Annotated in this window: 13 protein-coding genes; 5 read left to right on the top strand and 8 right to left on the bottom strand. The window is 37.6% G+C overall.

Translation table 11 applies throughout. The features are described 5' to 3' along the window. Window positions 1–189: 189 nt before the first annotated feature. Together BLR86_RS19195 and BLR86_RS19190 are read left to right on the top strand one after the other, a co-directional pair. A complete protein-coding gene (locus BLR86_RS19195; protein ID WP_090765253.1) occupies window positions 190–897 on the top strand; it encodes a cell wall hydrolase in 708 nt (235 codons plus the stop codon). 179 nt (window positions 898–1076) lie between these two features. Continuing rightward, entirely contained in the window at window positions 1077–1913 is an 837-nt protein-coding gene (locus BLR86_RS19190) for an RMD1 family protein (protein WP_090765250.1), read from the top strand. A gap of 51 nt (window positions 1914–1964) precedes the next feature. Here BLR86_RS19190 and BLR86_RS19185 read toward each other — a convergent pair whose 3' ends face one another. The 5 genes from BLR86_RS19185 to BLR86_RS19165 form a co-directional block, all read right to left on the bottom strand. Continuing rightward, window positions 1965–2387, bottom strand: coding sequence for a DUF1801 domain-containing protein (locus tag BLR86_RS19185; RefSeq protein WP_090765247.1), 423 nt, complete (start codon window positions 2385–2387; stop codon window positions 1965–1967). 54 nt (window positions 2388–2441) lie between these two features. Then, entirely contained in the window at window positions 2442–2930 is a 489-nt protein-coding gene (locus BLR86_RS19180; protein ID WP_090765243.1) for a GNAT family N-acetyltransferase, read from the bottom strand. Between the two features lie 251 nt (window positions 2931–3181). Further along, entirely contained in the window at window positions 3182–3994 is an 813-nt protein-coding gene (locus BLR86_RS19175; protein WP_254782377.1) for a P-loop NTPase family protein, read from the bottom strand. A 208-nt stretch (window positions 3995–4202) separates the two neighbouring features. After that, entirely contained in the window at window positions 4203–4946 is a 744-nt protein-coding gene (locus tag BLR86_RS19170; RefSeq protein WP_090765237.1) for a TerC family protein, read from the bottom strand. A 245-nt stretch (window positions 4947–5191) separates the two neighbouring features. Further along, the gene (locus BLR86_RS19165) at window positions 5192–5737 is read right to left on the bottom strand and encodes a DUF7010 family protein (protein ID WP_090765234.1); all 546 of its coding nucleotides are present in this window, start codon (window positions 5735–5737) and stop codon (window positions 5192–5194) included. A 310-nt stretch (window positions 5738–6047) separates the two neighbouring features. Here BLR86_RS19165 and BLR86_RS19155 point away from each other — a divergent pair, with 310 nt between their 5' ends. The 3 genes from BLR86_RS19155 (at window position 6048) to BLR86_RS19145 (ending at window position 10960) form a co-directional block, all read left to right on the top strand. Then, window positions 6048–7292 carry an aminopeptidase gene (locus BLR86_RS19155; RefSeq protein ID WP_090765228.1) on the top strand — a complete coding sequence of 415 codons (1245 nt, stop codon included), beginning with the start codon at window positions 6048–6050 and terminating at the stop codon, window positions 7290–7292. A 326-nt stretch (window positions 7293–7618) separates the two neighbouring features. Beyond that, the gene (locus BLR86_RS19150) at window positions 7619–8629 is read left to right on the top strand and encodes a 2-oxoacid:acceptor oxidoreductase family protein (protein WP_090765225.1); all 1011 of its coding nucleotides are present in this window, start codon (window positions 7619–7621) and stop codon (window positions 8627–8629) included. An 18-nt stretch (window positions 8630–8647) separates the two neighbouring features. Next, a complete protein-coding gene (locus BLR86_RS19145; RefSeq protein ID WP_090765222.1) occupies window positions 8648–10960 on the top strand; it encodes a thiamine pyrophosphate-dependent enzyme in 2313 nt (770 codons plus the stop codon). Between the two features lie 69 nt (window positions 10961–11029). Here the strand turns inward: BLR86_RS19145 and BLR86_RS19140 are convergent, their stop codons facing one another. The 3 genes from BLR86_RS19140 to BLR86_RS19130 form a co-directional block, all read right to left on the bottom strand. After that, the gene (locus BLR86_RS19140) at window positions 11030–11743 is read right to left on the bottom strand and encodes a FadR/GntR family transcriptional regulator (RefSeq protein ID WP_090765219.1); all 714 of its coding nucleotides are present in this window, start codon (window positions 11741–11743) and stop codon (window positions 11030–11032) included. A gap of 125 nt (window positions 11744–11868) precedes the next feature. Beyond that, window positions 11869–12924, bottom strand: a complete 1056-nt coding sequence (locus BLR86_RS19135) for an Ldh family oxidoreductase (RefSeq protein ID WP_090765216.1) — start codon at window positions 12922–12924, stop codon at window positions 11869–11871. Between the two features lie 81 nt (window positions 12925–13005). Then, a complete protein-coding gene (locus tag BLR86_RS19130) occupies window positions 13006–14163 on the bottom strand; it encodes a UxaA family hydrolase (protein ID WP_090765213.1) in 1158 nt (385 codons plus the stop codon). Between the last annotated feature and the right edge of the window lie 5 nt (window positions 14164–14168).

Raw genomic sequence — 14168 nt, 5'->3', positions numbered from 1 at the left:
CTTACAAAACATTCCTCTACTCCGTAATATTGGGTTGATTATTACAGGATAACAGGAATAATGTCATCTTTACCTCTATACTGTAATGTTGTTCATTAAACTATAAAGAAATGTAACTTTCTTGTTCTGTATAACACGCGTTAAGCCATGTTAGTGTTATAGCATACTTTACATCAGGAGGTAGCACACATGAAAAACACCTATTTTAAAAAATTTACTGTAGCTTGTGTAGCTACATTTGCATTTATTGGATTACAAAATACAACAGTTGAGGCGATTACCCAATACCAAGTTGTAAAAGTAGACAGCTTGTCTGAAATTGGACAGGCCCATGATTCAATCACGAAGCAAATTCAACAAGCCATTAACAGTTACGATGATAGAAAAGAATATATTCCATATAAACCGAACTTGAAAGCTACTGAAAAATCAGAGGCGGAAGTGGAAGAAACAGCTTTACCAGAAACTCAATCGGCTGAACTGGTAATAGAAGCTCAAGAACAAGTTGTAGCGCCTCCAGAACTTCCAATTGCAAATGACGAAAAGGACTTATTTGCAAGATTAGTCGAAGCAGAAGCAAAAGGAGAAACCTATGAAGGGAAAGTTGCTGTTGCAACGGTTGTCTTAAATCGGGTCGATTCACCTGCGTTTCCAAATTCAATTTCGGGCGTTATTAACGAAGTTGTTGGCGGAACATATGCCTTTTCACCGGTTCAAAATGGCGAAATAAAAAAGCCAGCTTCAGATGAAACGATTCGAGCAGTCGAAGAAGCTATAACAAGACAAGATCGCTTAAATGATGCCATTTATTTTTATAATCCAGAAATTGCTACTGATAAATGGATTACTACCCGCGAAATCGTTAAGACCATTGGAAATCATGTTTTTGCAAAATAATGATCAAAAGCCGTTTATGACGGCTTTTTTTTTTGGAAAATTTCCTACCGACAGCGGCCATTTAGAATTATGGGACTTCTTAATTAATTTCTCTATTGTTTAAACTTTTCCTACATTATTTTGACTTCATTGTTCATATACTACTATACATACTAAAAAAACTGAAAAGGGTGGTGAATATGAGAGATTTAATTTTCAAAGCCTATGCAGTCACAAATGAAATAGATTTGAACAAAATTGCCGTTCATTGTGGGATACCGAAGAAATTCACGTGGGAAGAGCCCTTAATTTTAAAAGGTGAAATTTTAAATTCAATCCTTCTCAAAAATGTAGACGAAACGCAAATGGTTCTTGTTTTTTCCTTTGGCAGCATTGTCTTCATTAATCACTCAACACCAAATGAAATAGCTGCATTGTTGAACTACCTCTACTCCTTCGAACCGGACATTGATGTTAAAAAGGCGAACAGATACACGGATGATTACAGGCTCCACCTAAGAGAAACCGAAAGTATTGAGTTAACGGACGAATTTGTAGTCGTTCCGGAATACGAAAGTTACTACCCGGAATTGATTTCTACCGTGCTTGCGAAGTCGGTAGCACTTGAAAAAATTGAGGAACAACTTGGGCACATTAACGATAAGCTTGAAACCATGATCGACCGTTTAGAAAAAGGTAAATTACGAATTGGAAATAAAGAGCTAGCGAGGACAACAGCAAAAATCATTCGTCATGAGTACAACACCCTTGCCTACGTTATGATTCTCGATAAACCTGACATCACCTGGACAAGCAGTTCGGCGGGTGAATTTTACGACAAAATGCTTGAGTTCTTTGAGTTAAATGATCGTTATCTAATCTTGAAAAGCAAAACCGATATTTTATATAACATTATGGAAGGTTTTTCAACGATTAGTCACTCAATTCGAGGACTGTTCGTTGAATGGATTATCGTAATACTCATTCTCTTTGAAATTGTCCTGTCGCTTTTAGGGATCTTTGGGCTGCTTCCGTAATCCTGTAAATAACGAATAGAGTCCCCTATTACACATGAGGGACTCTAGCTATTATTTACTTGGATACATTTCTTGTAAGAATGATACTGATTGATTGATTAATTCTTTTAAGACATCCACATTTATATCCGCTACTTTATTAACATAAACGCACGCTTTTCCTGTGGTATGTTTTCCAAACCGGTTTAATAATTCTTCCCGCTTTGTGTCACCTGGCGCAAAGTATAAGCTGATTTTGGCCTTTCTAGGAGAAAATCCAACTAGAGGTGCATCCCCTTCGTGACCAGATTCATATTTGTAATGATAGGAACCAAAACCAATAATGCTCGGACCCCACATCTTTGCTTCAAACCCAGTAGTCTCAGTGAAGATATCTAATAATCTGTAGGCGTCCTCACGTTTTTTCGGATTATCCACTTGTTCAATAAACTCAATGACACTAGTATCGGTTTCTTTTGTTTTTAATACGTACATGTCTGTCTTCCCTCCATTTATCCAATTCAATTTTAATAGGTTTACATAATAATTTTATAGCAAACTTTTACTCATATTGTACCAGGTGACGCCTGCATGTTCTGATTTTGATACACCACAGTTACGGTATCCTAAATTTTCATAAAACGGGATTAGCTCTTCTTTACAAGTTAGGGTAATACTTTCACGTTTTTTTGATGTTGCTTCATTTTCAAGATGAGTAAGCAGGGCTGTTGCCACCCCTCGTGTTTGAAAATGCGGAGTCACTGCCACTCCTAGTACCGTTTGGTGTCCACCAAATTCAGGGTTTTTCATAATAGTCAAAAATACATCATCTGTAATAAATTTATTCTTGATGACTGGACCGTTGACTAAACCGACCATTACCCCTTCTTCTTCTGCAACAAAAAAGCTATCAGGAATCTCCTGAATCCGTCTTATGAATGCTGTCTCAGTTGCAGCCTCTTCTATTGGAAAACACAGTTGTTCAATGATTACCAGATCAGGTAAATCATTCATCGTCACGTTACGTATTCTTAACATTACCAGCACTCCAATGGCTAATATAATCTTCAATCAAATCAGATAATTATCTTATTATATAAAATTATACAACTATTTAGCCGGATAGTAAGCGATAATCTCAAAATTACTTAAAAAAGAAAAAACTAGGCAAGCCTGCTCAATTTTTAAATGGTTTATCATTTTTAGAAATTTAATTGTCTTTTTCATCAATCCGACAAATTAAAACAACTATACACCCACATCCATTTATGAGAATATGGTTGTTTTTTCTAGTTGATTTTAAATTGTGCCATAAGTCTATTTTTGTGTAGGTTCAAATCAAAATAACTATTATCAATTTTAAACTTCACCATATCTAATTCATCATAGATAGTGGACTCTAGTTGATTTCTAGCTTTAAGAACAGCTATGGTTCCGTCCATTCCTTTAGCACCATGCATTTTCCCATAACCTTGGTCATTGTAATAATTCATAAACCCATTGGACCACTCTTTCGGTCTTTCTTGAACAGCCTTTGTAAAGGATTGGGATAAATCTTGTTGATCCACATAAATTAGAATTGGATTTAACGATTCAATACTATCGGCTAGCTTCTTCACGTAACTCATAACAACATCTTGAGAAGCACCATTTTTTATCATCCCGATGGTCACAGGATTTTGGATAAAACAGCATTCGAAAATATACGTTAGCTCACTAGTCTTTGCGTTTCCAGCAAACCTTTGCCATTTTTCCGTGATTAATTCAATGTTTTTTTCTAGAGGTAGCTCATAGATATCATGTGCCCAAATAGTATTCCAAAAGGATTCAGGAACTGTCGTTTCTCCTAAGTCTTGCTTAAGTTTATAGCGAGATAACACATATCCATCACAGCATTCAATTGCATGTTTCAATAGAGTTGACTTCAGGAAGGCATACTGCTCCAAAAGTTCCGCAAATTCAATTTTTGTGAAGAAGGATGAAGATTCATAATCAGCTGGATGATCAAAATCTCCTTCTAAAAATAGCTTTGTCTTTATTTTTAACTCTTCTAAAATATCATTTATGAGTTTCGCTGTCGTTGTTTTACCAGAACCAGGCAATCCTTTAGCATATTTTCTCCATTCTTCGTAATTAATTTAGTGAAAAATAAAAAAATCGCAGATTTCTCTGCGAAAGTGAATTTGATTTATATGGCATGCTTAATTAACTAACATTAGTATAATGTCAACTGGAATTTCATGTCAACAATTTTTATCTAGCTTGGTAAGTTGTTTCCCGACCATGTTAATTGTTCGTTGGAATGTTCACTTAAGGTGTCCATTCTGTTTTTTTCTTACCTGATAAGAACCACCCACCTAATGCAATAAGAAGCATGACTGACCAGAAAATTGTATTCCATATTGGACCTTCTACAAAATTATGAGGAATGATATGTAAAGCTGGGTGTGCAAGAGTATGCATTAACAGCTTAACACCGACCCACCCTACTAGTAACATCGCTGCAGTTTCTAAGCTAGGGCGTTCAGTTAATACTTTTACGAAGTATCCCGCTGCAAATCGAATCACGATTAAGCCTGCAATCGCACCTATGATTATAACAATAAATTGTGCGCCATCCATACCGCCTATTTCACCCATTGGCGTACCAGGCAAGGCAATGACAAGTGCTACTGCTGCTAAAATAGAATCAACGGCGAAGGCAATATCGGCTAACGCGATTTGCGCAACTGTCGCTCGATAGCTTTTCCTTGTCTTCTCTTTTCTGCCATGATCCTTTCTCAACAAATGTTTTAAGGCGATAAAAATTAGGTACGCAGCCCCAATTGCTTGAATCCACCAAACATGGAACAAAAACGAAATTATAAAGATGGCACCAATCCTAAAAATAAATGCTAATAACAGTCCAATATTGATTGCCTTTTTTTGCTGTTCTATTGGTAAATGCTTGGCCATAATTGCGAGGACTAAAGCATTATCAGCTGATAATAAACCTTCTAAAAGAATCAAAATAAGTAATACCCAGCCATACTCTAATAATAAAGATAGCTCCATGTTCCCCTCCAATGTATGATCACATCATAACAACAGTATAAATTAAATTACTAGATACTTTACAGTGTTTTTTCAATTTATAGATAAAAATTCCAACTTGATTGAAATCTTACATTATTATTTACCAAATTAGATAAATCTATTTGCATTTTAATACCTGTGTACGTAGAAATTTTTCAATATAAAAAGAGCAGATCCTAAAATACCTGCTCTAATTTTCTCTATTTATTTTTCTGAAAAAATCCTTATTTTTGTTCGATTTTAAGTTCTCTTAAGATTAATAGTACAGCTATGCCGTATATAAGGAAGATGGCTGCTGGAACCAATGTGAACGCCTGGTCTACAAAAAAACCACCGAGGATTAATGAGGAAAGACAGACACCTAACGTTACAAATAAATACGCTTTGCTTTTATAAATCCACATGTAAGGAAGAAAGTGAGAACCTCCTAATAATCCAATCGTAAATGGAAGGTATTCAGGAATATTCATATAAACAATAATAAAGACTGGGATGAAAAAAGCTTGTGGTGCGGCAATAATTCCTCCAAGTACGCCCAATGGATTCCCGGTTGCCATGATATTGACTCCAAAAAGCTTACTAAGTAATATTCCCAAAGGAAAAATAGCCCCTAAGCCAAAGATCCATATCAAATAGACGGTTTCCATTGAAAAAATTAACGGAAGAAAGCTAAAGAGAAAAAAGACAATGGCACCCGATAGTAAAATAGGAAAACCTTTTTTTGCATCTGTAATAATATTAGCTTGCAATTTTTCTAGTGATAAATTCATAAATCATACTCCTTTTCAATATGTATGTTTTTTTCATTTAGTACTATTATTATATGTATCATATTACCATTTTTAAAATATATTTCCATCATATTCACTATTCTTATAGAAATTAATTTTGAAATAAAATCCTTCAAGATCTGAATTTTGAATAAAACTTTACTAAAATTTGCATCAGTGTGCAGTATAATTACTAGTTCTTGTACGTAAAAGAAAAAAGGTTTCAAAGATTTTTGCAGAAGGTAATTGCGGAAATTTTCTCTAAACTATGTTAGTATAGTTTTTGCAAATAATTTTTTGGAGGTAAATCATGGTATTACCAAACTTTGAAGAAAATTTACAAAAATATGCACGACTGTTAGTGGCGAAAGGTATTAATGTCCAGCTTGGCGATTGGGTTAAAATGACAATTACTGTTGACCAAGCTCCTCTAGCTCGATTAGTTACCAAAGAAGCCTATGCGTTAGGTGCTGAAAAAGTTATCGTCAAATGGGCAGATGACGAAATAACGAAACTTAATTACATACATCAACCTATAGAAGTTCTAACGAATATTCCCGAATATGAAATTCAAGAATCTGAAGATCATGTGTTAAATCGTCATGTGAGCCGTCTTTCAATTGTATCCAGTGATCCCGGTTTATTAAATGAGGTAGACCCTGTTAAAATTGCGGCTTTTCAAAATAAAGCGGGAAAAGCATTCAGTGTCCAACGAATCGCCACACAAAATAACGATTTAAAATGGACGGTTGCCGCTGCAGCTGGTGCTGGTTGGGCTGCAACAGTCTTCCCTGACTTGAAAACTTCTGAAGAACAAGTCGATGCCCTCTGGGATCAAATTTTCAAAACGTGTCGTGTATATGCAGATGACCCTGTTGCTGCTTGGGATGAACATAAAAAAACGTTAAACGAAAAAGCAGCATTCTTAAATGAAATTCAATTTGATGCGCTGCATTATACAGCACAAGGGACAGATTTAACGTTAGGCTTACCGAAAAACCATTTGTGGTGCAGTGCGGAAGGTGAAAACCCTAAAGGCGAAGAATTTATTGCCAACATGCCGACAGAAGAAGTCTACACCGCTCCCGACACGCATCGGATGGATGGTGTAGTACGAAGCACGAAACCGTTAAGTTATGCTGGGACATTAATTGAAGGGATTGAAGTGCACTTTAAGGATGGAAAAATCATTGATATTTCTGCTGAAAAGGGCGATGAAACCATTAAGAAATTGGTTTTTGACAATGAAGGCGGAACTGGCTTGGGTGAAATCGCCTTGGTACCAGATCCCTCCCCTATTTCTCAATCTGGCATAACATTCTTTACGACTCTTTATGATGAGAATGCTTCCAATCACTTAGCGATTGGGGCTGCTTACCCTACCACGATCCAAGGTGGAACGAAAATGAGTCAAGAAGAATTATTGAAAAATGGTATGAATACCTCGATTGTTCATGTTGACTTCATGATTGGTTCCGCCAAAATGGATATTGATGGCATCAAACAAGATGGCACAATTGTTCCTATCTTCCGCAATGGGGATTGGGCAATTTAACTGTGAATAACGCAAAAAGTCCAAGAGATGATCTTGGACTTTTTTATTTTTTAACATAGTATCTACTAAAGTTTCCATGGGTTAAAATCTCTGTTTATTTATACAATTCCAGTTGTTGTTATATAACAATTAAAGTTCTGTGATATATGACTATTACAGGGCATTCATCTAATAATCTCAATAACCACACTAGTAAACAGGTCATTCAACTTACCATGAAAGAAGCTGTTGTAATTATTTTTGTATCCTGTTACAATAAAACTAAATTTATAGAATATTGATAATATTCTATATAACACTCCGTTTAGTAGATGGGAGGAATACCTTTGTCTAAATTGCCAAAAGTAAATGAATCAGGTTTTTTTGAAATCCGCCTAGAGTCCATCGGCGGGTTAGGAGCAAACTTGGCTGGAAAATTGCTTTCCGAGGATGGTGTTGTAGGAAACGGTCTTAATGGAATCGGTTTTTCATCCTATGGCTCAGAGAAAAAAGGTTCACCAGTTAAAGCACATATTCGTTTTTGCGACCCTGAAACAAACATTCGTGACACCACACCAATAGAACGTCCTCATGTTGTCGGCATTTTTCATGATGCCTTATTTAAAACAATTGATTGCACCAGTGGAATTTATCCCGATAGTACCATCTTAGTAAATTCACAAAAATCCCAAGATGAATTGAAAAATCTAATGAAGATTCCTAGCGGTACGATTGCCATTGTTGATGCAACTGGAATTGCTTTAGAAGAGCAAACAAAGGCTAATACCGCAATGTTAGGAGCCCTATATCGGATTATGGATTTCTTAGACGCCGAATCGATGAAACAAACGATTCGCCGGACCTTTGAAAAAAAGTATCCTCACCTTGTTGAACCAAATATTCGCACGTTTGACCGCGGTTATAATGAAGTCGAATTCAAAACCTATCTGGTAGAGGACGGAATCGTGGAAAAACCTTTTAAGAGAGCAGAATCCCTTTTAGGTTATGAAACACAAGCAATTGGCGGGATGATCACCAACCCGGGCAACAGCATGTTAAAGGACTTAAGTATTTCACGTGCAGGGATGCTGCCCCATTTTCATGAGGAGAAATGTATCAATTGCGCCGCTTGTGATACTGCTTGCCCAGATTTTTGTTTTGTTTGGGAAGAAAAAGCAGATAAAAAAGGTCGACCGCAAATGTTCCTTAGTGGGATTGATTATCAATATTGTAAAGGCTGTTTAAAATGTGTAACTGCCTGTCCGGTGGAAGCGTTATCAGGAGAAAGAGAATATAATGATGGCTATGCAGACAAGAATCGAGTCCCGCATATATTTGATTTAGCCATTCAAAACTAAGGAAAGGACGGGATCTAGATGTCTATCGATTTAAACCAAGAAAAACTTACAGCCGAAAAAGAAACGGTTGAGCAAAGTTTTGTATTTGAATCTGGCAATGAAATGGCTGCTTATGCCGCGCACCAAATTAATTATCATGTCATGGGATACTTCCCTATTTCCCCCTCTACAGAAGTCGCTCAATTCCTCGATGGAATGAAAGCAAGAGGAGAACATGATATCGTGTTGATTCCAGCAGATGGAGAACATGGTTCAGCTGGGATATGTTACGGTGCTTCTACTGGCGGCGGGCGTGTTTTTAACGCAACAAGCGCGAATGGGTTTCTTTACATGCTGGAACAATTGCCGGTTCAATCAGGAACCCGCTTTCCCATGGTATTAAATCTAGTAAACCGCTCAGTTTCAGGACCATTAAATATCCATGGCGATCATTCCGACCTCTATTTTGCTTTAAATACTGGATGGCCCATCTTAATGGCCCGGGACCCACAAATCGTCTATGATATGAACATCCTTGCTCTTAAACTAGCAGAAGATCCAGAAGTCAGACTGCCAGTAATTGTATCATTTGATGGGTATTTCACCTCCCACCAAAAACGGCGCGTGCAGGTAATAAAAAATCGAAGTGATGTTCAAAAATTTGTCGGGGATCCGCCAAGGAACTTCCCTCATGCTTTGGATCGCGAAAATCCTGTTACGATCGGCCCTTATATGAATGAACCTGATTATATCAATAACTGCTACCAGCAATCTGAAGCAATGTATAATGCCGAAGCGGTTTTCGAACGAATTTCGAAAGAATATGCTGCCTTAACAGGACGCGAATATCCGATTCTTGATTTATATCGTATGGAAGATGCGGAGATTGCTGTATTTATGTTGAATTCAGCTGCTGAGGTTTGCAAAGACGTAGCCGATAAACTCCGCTTAAAAGGGATTAAGGCTGGGGTTATCTCGCCAAACATGATTCGTCCTTTTCCACAAAAACAATTAGCTGATGCCTTAAAAAATATTAAAGCGGTTACCGTCGGAGACCGCGCAGATTCCTATGGAGCACGTGGCGGAAACATGGCCCTTGAATTAAGAGCAGCCTTGCAAACGGTTGGGAATGCCCATACAAAAGTAGTAAACCGAATTTACGGATTAGGCGGGAAAGACTTTTATGCAGATGATGCTGAACATTTTTTCCAATTAGCTCTTGAGGCTGCTGAAAAAGGCTTAGCAGAAAAGCCTTTTGATTACTTTGGACATAATCCAGGCAAACCAGAATTTGCTCCAAAACGCGTTCTAAATCCAATGAAAAAAGAGGATTTAAATACTGGATTAATTACAGTAACACCGGATGAAAAAACGGGTGAACTAAAAGTAAAAATCCCACCAATGCGAAGTTTAACAAAGAAACCAAAACGCCTTGCTTCTGGCCACGGTGCCTGCCCAGGGTGCGGTATTTTCTCTGGACTGGAATTGTTTTTTAAAGGAATTGAAGGCGATATTGTCGCGTTATTTCATACTGGCTGTGCCATGGTCGTAACCACTGGATTCCCATACAGTTCTCATAAGGCCACATATATCCATAACTTATTCCAAAATGGATCTGCTACCCTTTCCGGTCTTGTGGAAATGTTCCATGAAAGAAAAAGACGTGGTGAATTAGAAGATCTTGGATTGAGCGATGAGTTTACCTTTGTCATGGTAACCGGTGATGGTGGAATGGATATTGGCATGGGTCCTGCCATCGGAACTGCGTTACGTAATCATAAAATGATTATCCTTGAGTATGATAATGAGGGCTATATGAATACCGGCAGTCAGTTGTCCTACTCCACGCCGATGGGACATATGACAAGTACTTCCAATATTGGCGGCTTCCAAAACGGAAAGCCATTCCATCACAAGGATACAGCACAAATTATGGCTGCCACTCACATTCCTTATGTCTTTACAGGAACGGAAGCCTTTGATCGCGACCTATTGAAGAAAGCGGCAAAAGCACAGTGGTATGCGCAAAATGAAGGCTTGGTTTACGGCAAAATTTTAATTACTTGTCCGTTGAACTGGAAATCCAAGGACGAATTAGGTCAGACGATTGTGGAAGCTGCTGTTAATTCCTGCTTCTTCCCTCTTTACGAAGTAGAACATGGGGTCACGACTCTTACCTACAATCCGGAGAGTAAAAACAAACGTTTAGCCGTATCCGAGTGGTTGAAACTAATGGGCAAAACGAAACATTTGCTCAATGAAAACAGCAAAGACATGCTGGAAATGTTTGATAAAGAAGTGGATCGCCGTTGGAATATGTTGAAAGCGAAACATGAAAGTCCGTATTTATAAACACTGGCCAGATTAAAATAAAAGCCCCACGTGCTGAAAAAATCACGTGGGACTTTTTATTTATTTAATTTACGCTTTTTCGTATTCATCTGCCATTTTATTCGTCATGGAACGTTGTACACTATCTAAATGTTCGCTCATACATTTTTTTGCAAGAGCAATGTCTTTTATTTTAATTGCATTTAGTATATTTGAATGTTCTTCTACTGATTTAATGGCTCTTCCAGGAATTTGGATCGAGTGCATACGTGATTCTGAAAGTAAATCAATTAAATTGTGCATAATCCTAATTAAGACAACATTTTGAGAGCTATTGGCCAATGCTAGATGAAATTTATGATCTAATTCTGAAAGTCTCTTGTAGTCTACTTCTTTGTTGATAACAGACTCTGCTTGCTTGATGATTTCATCAAGTTCATGAATCTGCTCTGTGGTAGAGTTTTCGATCGCCCATTGGACGGTATTTTCTTCTAAAATTTTTCGAACAGAGAAAAAGTCTTTTATTTGGTCGGTAGAAATAAAAAATGATTCCGTCATTTTTAGTATTTGCTGTTCAGGAGAAGCTACAAAAACTCCTGTTCCATGCTTTGCCGTAATGTATCCATATGCTTCTAAAATTTTATATGCCTCTCTAACGGTGTTACGGCTAACCTCGAGTTCAGCGGCAAATTCTCTTTCTCCAGGAATTTTATCGCCTACCTTGTACTTACCTTCATGAATCATTTTTTTAATCGTATCCGCAACTTGTTCAGATATTCCCTTTCGGTTAATTGATCCCTTCATTTAGTTCCCTCCTCTCAGCTAAATTAAAAAACTTTAGTTTCCTAACATAGCTTTTAAAACCTTTGTCCTATTGTAAAACGAACATTGTAGTAAAATTTTATCACATCAGGTTCGTTATTTACTACTTAATTTATTGGCTCTGGAAACAAAATTTGCACGCGCCTCCCTAATTCTGAAAGCTCATTTTTTACTATATCGGACAATGGAATACCAGCTTCCATATTTAACGATGATTCTTTTTTTCTTCTTTCACCTGGATAGCGAATTTCGTCTACCCCAGGTACTTTTGGTAGTTCTTTCATTTCAGTTAATAAACTGTTTATATAAGTTGTAAAAAGTTCTACACTCATGAATTTTTCAATATTTAGTAAAATAAAAAAATGACCTACATTTGCGTTATCCTTTACATTTTCATCATATATATTATTAACATGTGGTCCAAAGGCTGCTCCTGATAGAATACCTGTTAGGATTTCTACCCCTAAAGCCAGTGCTGACCCTTTTGCTCCGCCTAATGGCAATACAGAACCGTCCAAGGCTTGATTGGGATCTGTTGTTGAATGGCCATTTTCATCTAAAGCCCACCCACTTGGAATCTCGTTTCCTTGTTTTGCTGCTAGGATGATTTTTCCTCTGGCAACAATACTTGTCGATAGATCAATAATAACAGGTGTGTCATTGCCTGTGGGAAATCCGAAGGCAATTGGATTGGTTCCAAAAAAAGGACTTCTTCCACCCCAAGGAGCAATTGCAGATGGCGAGTTTGTGAAACCGATGCAGGCGAGATTCTCTTCACATGCTAGTTGACAAAAAAATGAAGCAGTTCCAAAGTGGTTACTATTGTTGACCCCAATGACAACAACACCAGACTCCTTCGCCATTTCAATTCCTTTTTTTATTGCATGGTACCCGACAACCTGGCCCAAACCATTATCACCGTTTACCATCAGAAGTGAATGAGTTTTTTCATTAAGGTCAATGCTAGGATTTGGATTTATTCTTCCTTCTGCTAGACGTTTCAAGTAAATAGGCAGTCTGCTGATTCCATGACTGTGTACACCCTCTAGATTAGCCTGTATCAAGGACTCACTCGCAATTCTTGCATCTTCCTCATTAACCCCAACATTGATTAATAGTTTTTTACAATATACTTTTAGGTCCTCCACCGCAAAATGTTCCACTTGTAATCATCCTTTTTCTATTAATCATTCATATAAAAAATCATCTCCCTACAACAAAAGTAGTAGGGAGAATTGAATTCATTATGCACTTCTATAAAGCTTTGTCATGACGAATTCACGATGTCCTAATGCTTCTGCACTCGTTAGTCTGCCATTGACGGTACGACAAATGGTTTCCATAAGTGCATCTCCAGCTTCTTCTAATGTAATTTCACGCGCTAATAATCCTTTTACATCTACATCAATATGTTCGCTCATCGTTGCAGCTGTATTAGGGTTGGCAGTTACTTTTATAACAGGTTCAATAGGGTTTCCAATTATGTTTCCTTGACCTGTTGGGAATAAATGTAGGACAGCTCCGGCTGCGGCCATTAGGGTAATACACTCTGCAGCTGCTGAAGATGTATCCATAAAATATAATCCGTTTCCGTTTGCAGGTGCTTCCGCTGGTTCTAATACCCCTATCACTTGTTTAGAACCTGTTTTTGCAATATTTCCAAGAGCTTTTTCCTCAATTGTAGAAAGTCCGCCTGCGATATTACCTTGCGTAGGCTGAGAACCTAATAAATCTACACCTTTTGAAATAATCTCGCCGATATAATCGTCAAATACTGCCATGAATTTATCTTCCAGTTCAGGAGTGGCCATTCTGTTCCGAATCAGATGTTCGCCGCCTGTAAGTTCAGAAGTTTCTCCAAAAAAGACGGTTGCCCCTGCATCAACTAAGCGGTCTACTGCTTGAGATACGGTTGGACAAGAACCTAATCCTGTTGTCGTATCAGATTCACCACATTTAATACTTATCGTTAGATCTTTTAATTCAACCGGCTCTCTTTGAAGCTCTGACGCCCATTGAACAAATTCTTTCGCTTTCCAAGAAGCATTTTTGATTGTTTCGAAATCTCCATTACCTTCAATCGAGAAATAGGCAACTGGTTTTCCAGTTTCAGCAATTCCATCGGCAATCTTTTTAGTCCAATTTTCTTCAATCCCAATGACAATAGCAGCTGCCACGTTTGGATTGGAACCCGTTCCAATCATTGTTCTGAAGTGTAAATCTAAATCTGGTCCGTATTGTAATCGACCATACGAGTGAGGAAGAGCTAAAGTTCCTTGAACTTGCTTTGCAACCGCTTCACAAGCTGCGTTTGAAATATCATCTACAGGTAAAATTATTACATGATTACGTATACCAACCTTGCCATTTTCACGACGATAACCAAAAATTTGTTTTTCCATTTTTC

The sequence above is a fragment of the Bacillus sp. OK048 genome (genome assembly GCF_900103525.1).
In the GTDB taxonomy this organism is placed as follows: domain Bacteria; phylum Bacillota; class Bacilli; order Bacillales; family Cytobacillaceae; genus Neobacillus.
Note: the sequence above shows the minus strand (reverse complement) of the source record. Positions and strands in the feature narration are given on the sequence as shown.

Excerpts from the sequence above, each read along its gene's own strand:
- BLR86_RS19195 (WP_090765253.1), top strand. The coding sequence starts at position 190 with ATGAAAAACACCTATTTTAAAAAATTTACTGTAGCTTGTGTAGCTACA.
- BLR86_RS19190 (WP_090765250.1), top strand. The coding sequence starts at position 1,077 with ATGAGAGATTTAATTTTCAAAGCCTATGCAGTCACAAATGAAATAGAT.
- BLR86_RS19185 (WP_090765247.1), bottom strand. The coding sequence starts at position 2,387 with ATGTACGTATTAAAAACAAAAGAAACCGATACTAGTGTCATTGAGTTT.
- BLR86_RS19180 (WP_090765243.1), bottom strand. The coding sequence starts at position 2,930 with ATGTTAAGAATACGTAACGTGACGATGAATGATTTACCTGATCTGGTA.
- BLR86_RS19170 (WP_090765237.1), bottom strand. The coding sequence starts at position 4,946 with ATGGAGCTATCTTTATTATTAGAGTATGGCTGGGTATTACTTATTTTG.
- BLR86_RS19165 (WP_090765234.1), bottom strand. The coding sequence starts at position 5,737 with ATGAATTTATCACTAGAAAAATTGCAAGCTAATATTATTACAGATGCA.
- BLR86_RS19155 (WP_090765228.1), top strand. The coding sequence starts at position 6,048 with ATGGTATTACCAAACTTTGAAGAAAATTTACAAAAATATGCACGACTG.
- BLR86_RS19145 (WP_090765222.1), top strand. The coding sequence starts at position 8,648 with ATGTCTATCGATTTAAACCAAGAAAAACTTACAGCCGAAAAAGAAACG.
- BLR86_RS19140 (WP_090765219.1), bottom strand. The coding sequence starts at position 11,743 with ATGAAGGGATCAATTAACCGAAAGGGAATATCTGAACAAGTTGCGGAT.
- BLR86_RS19130 (WP_090765213.1), bottom strand. The coding sequence starts at position 14,163 with ATGGAAAAACAAATTTTTGGTTATCGTCGTGAAAATGGCAAGGTTGGT.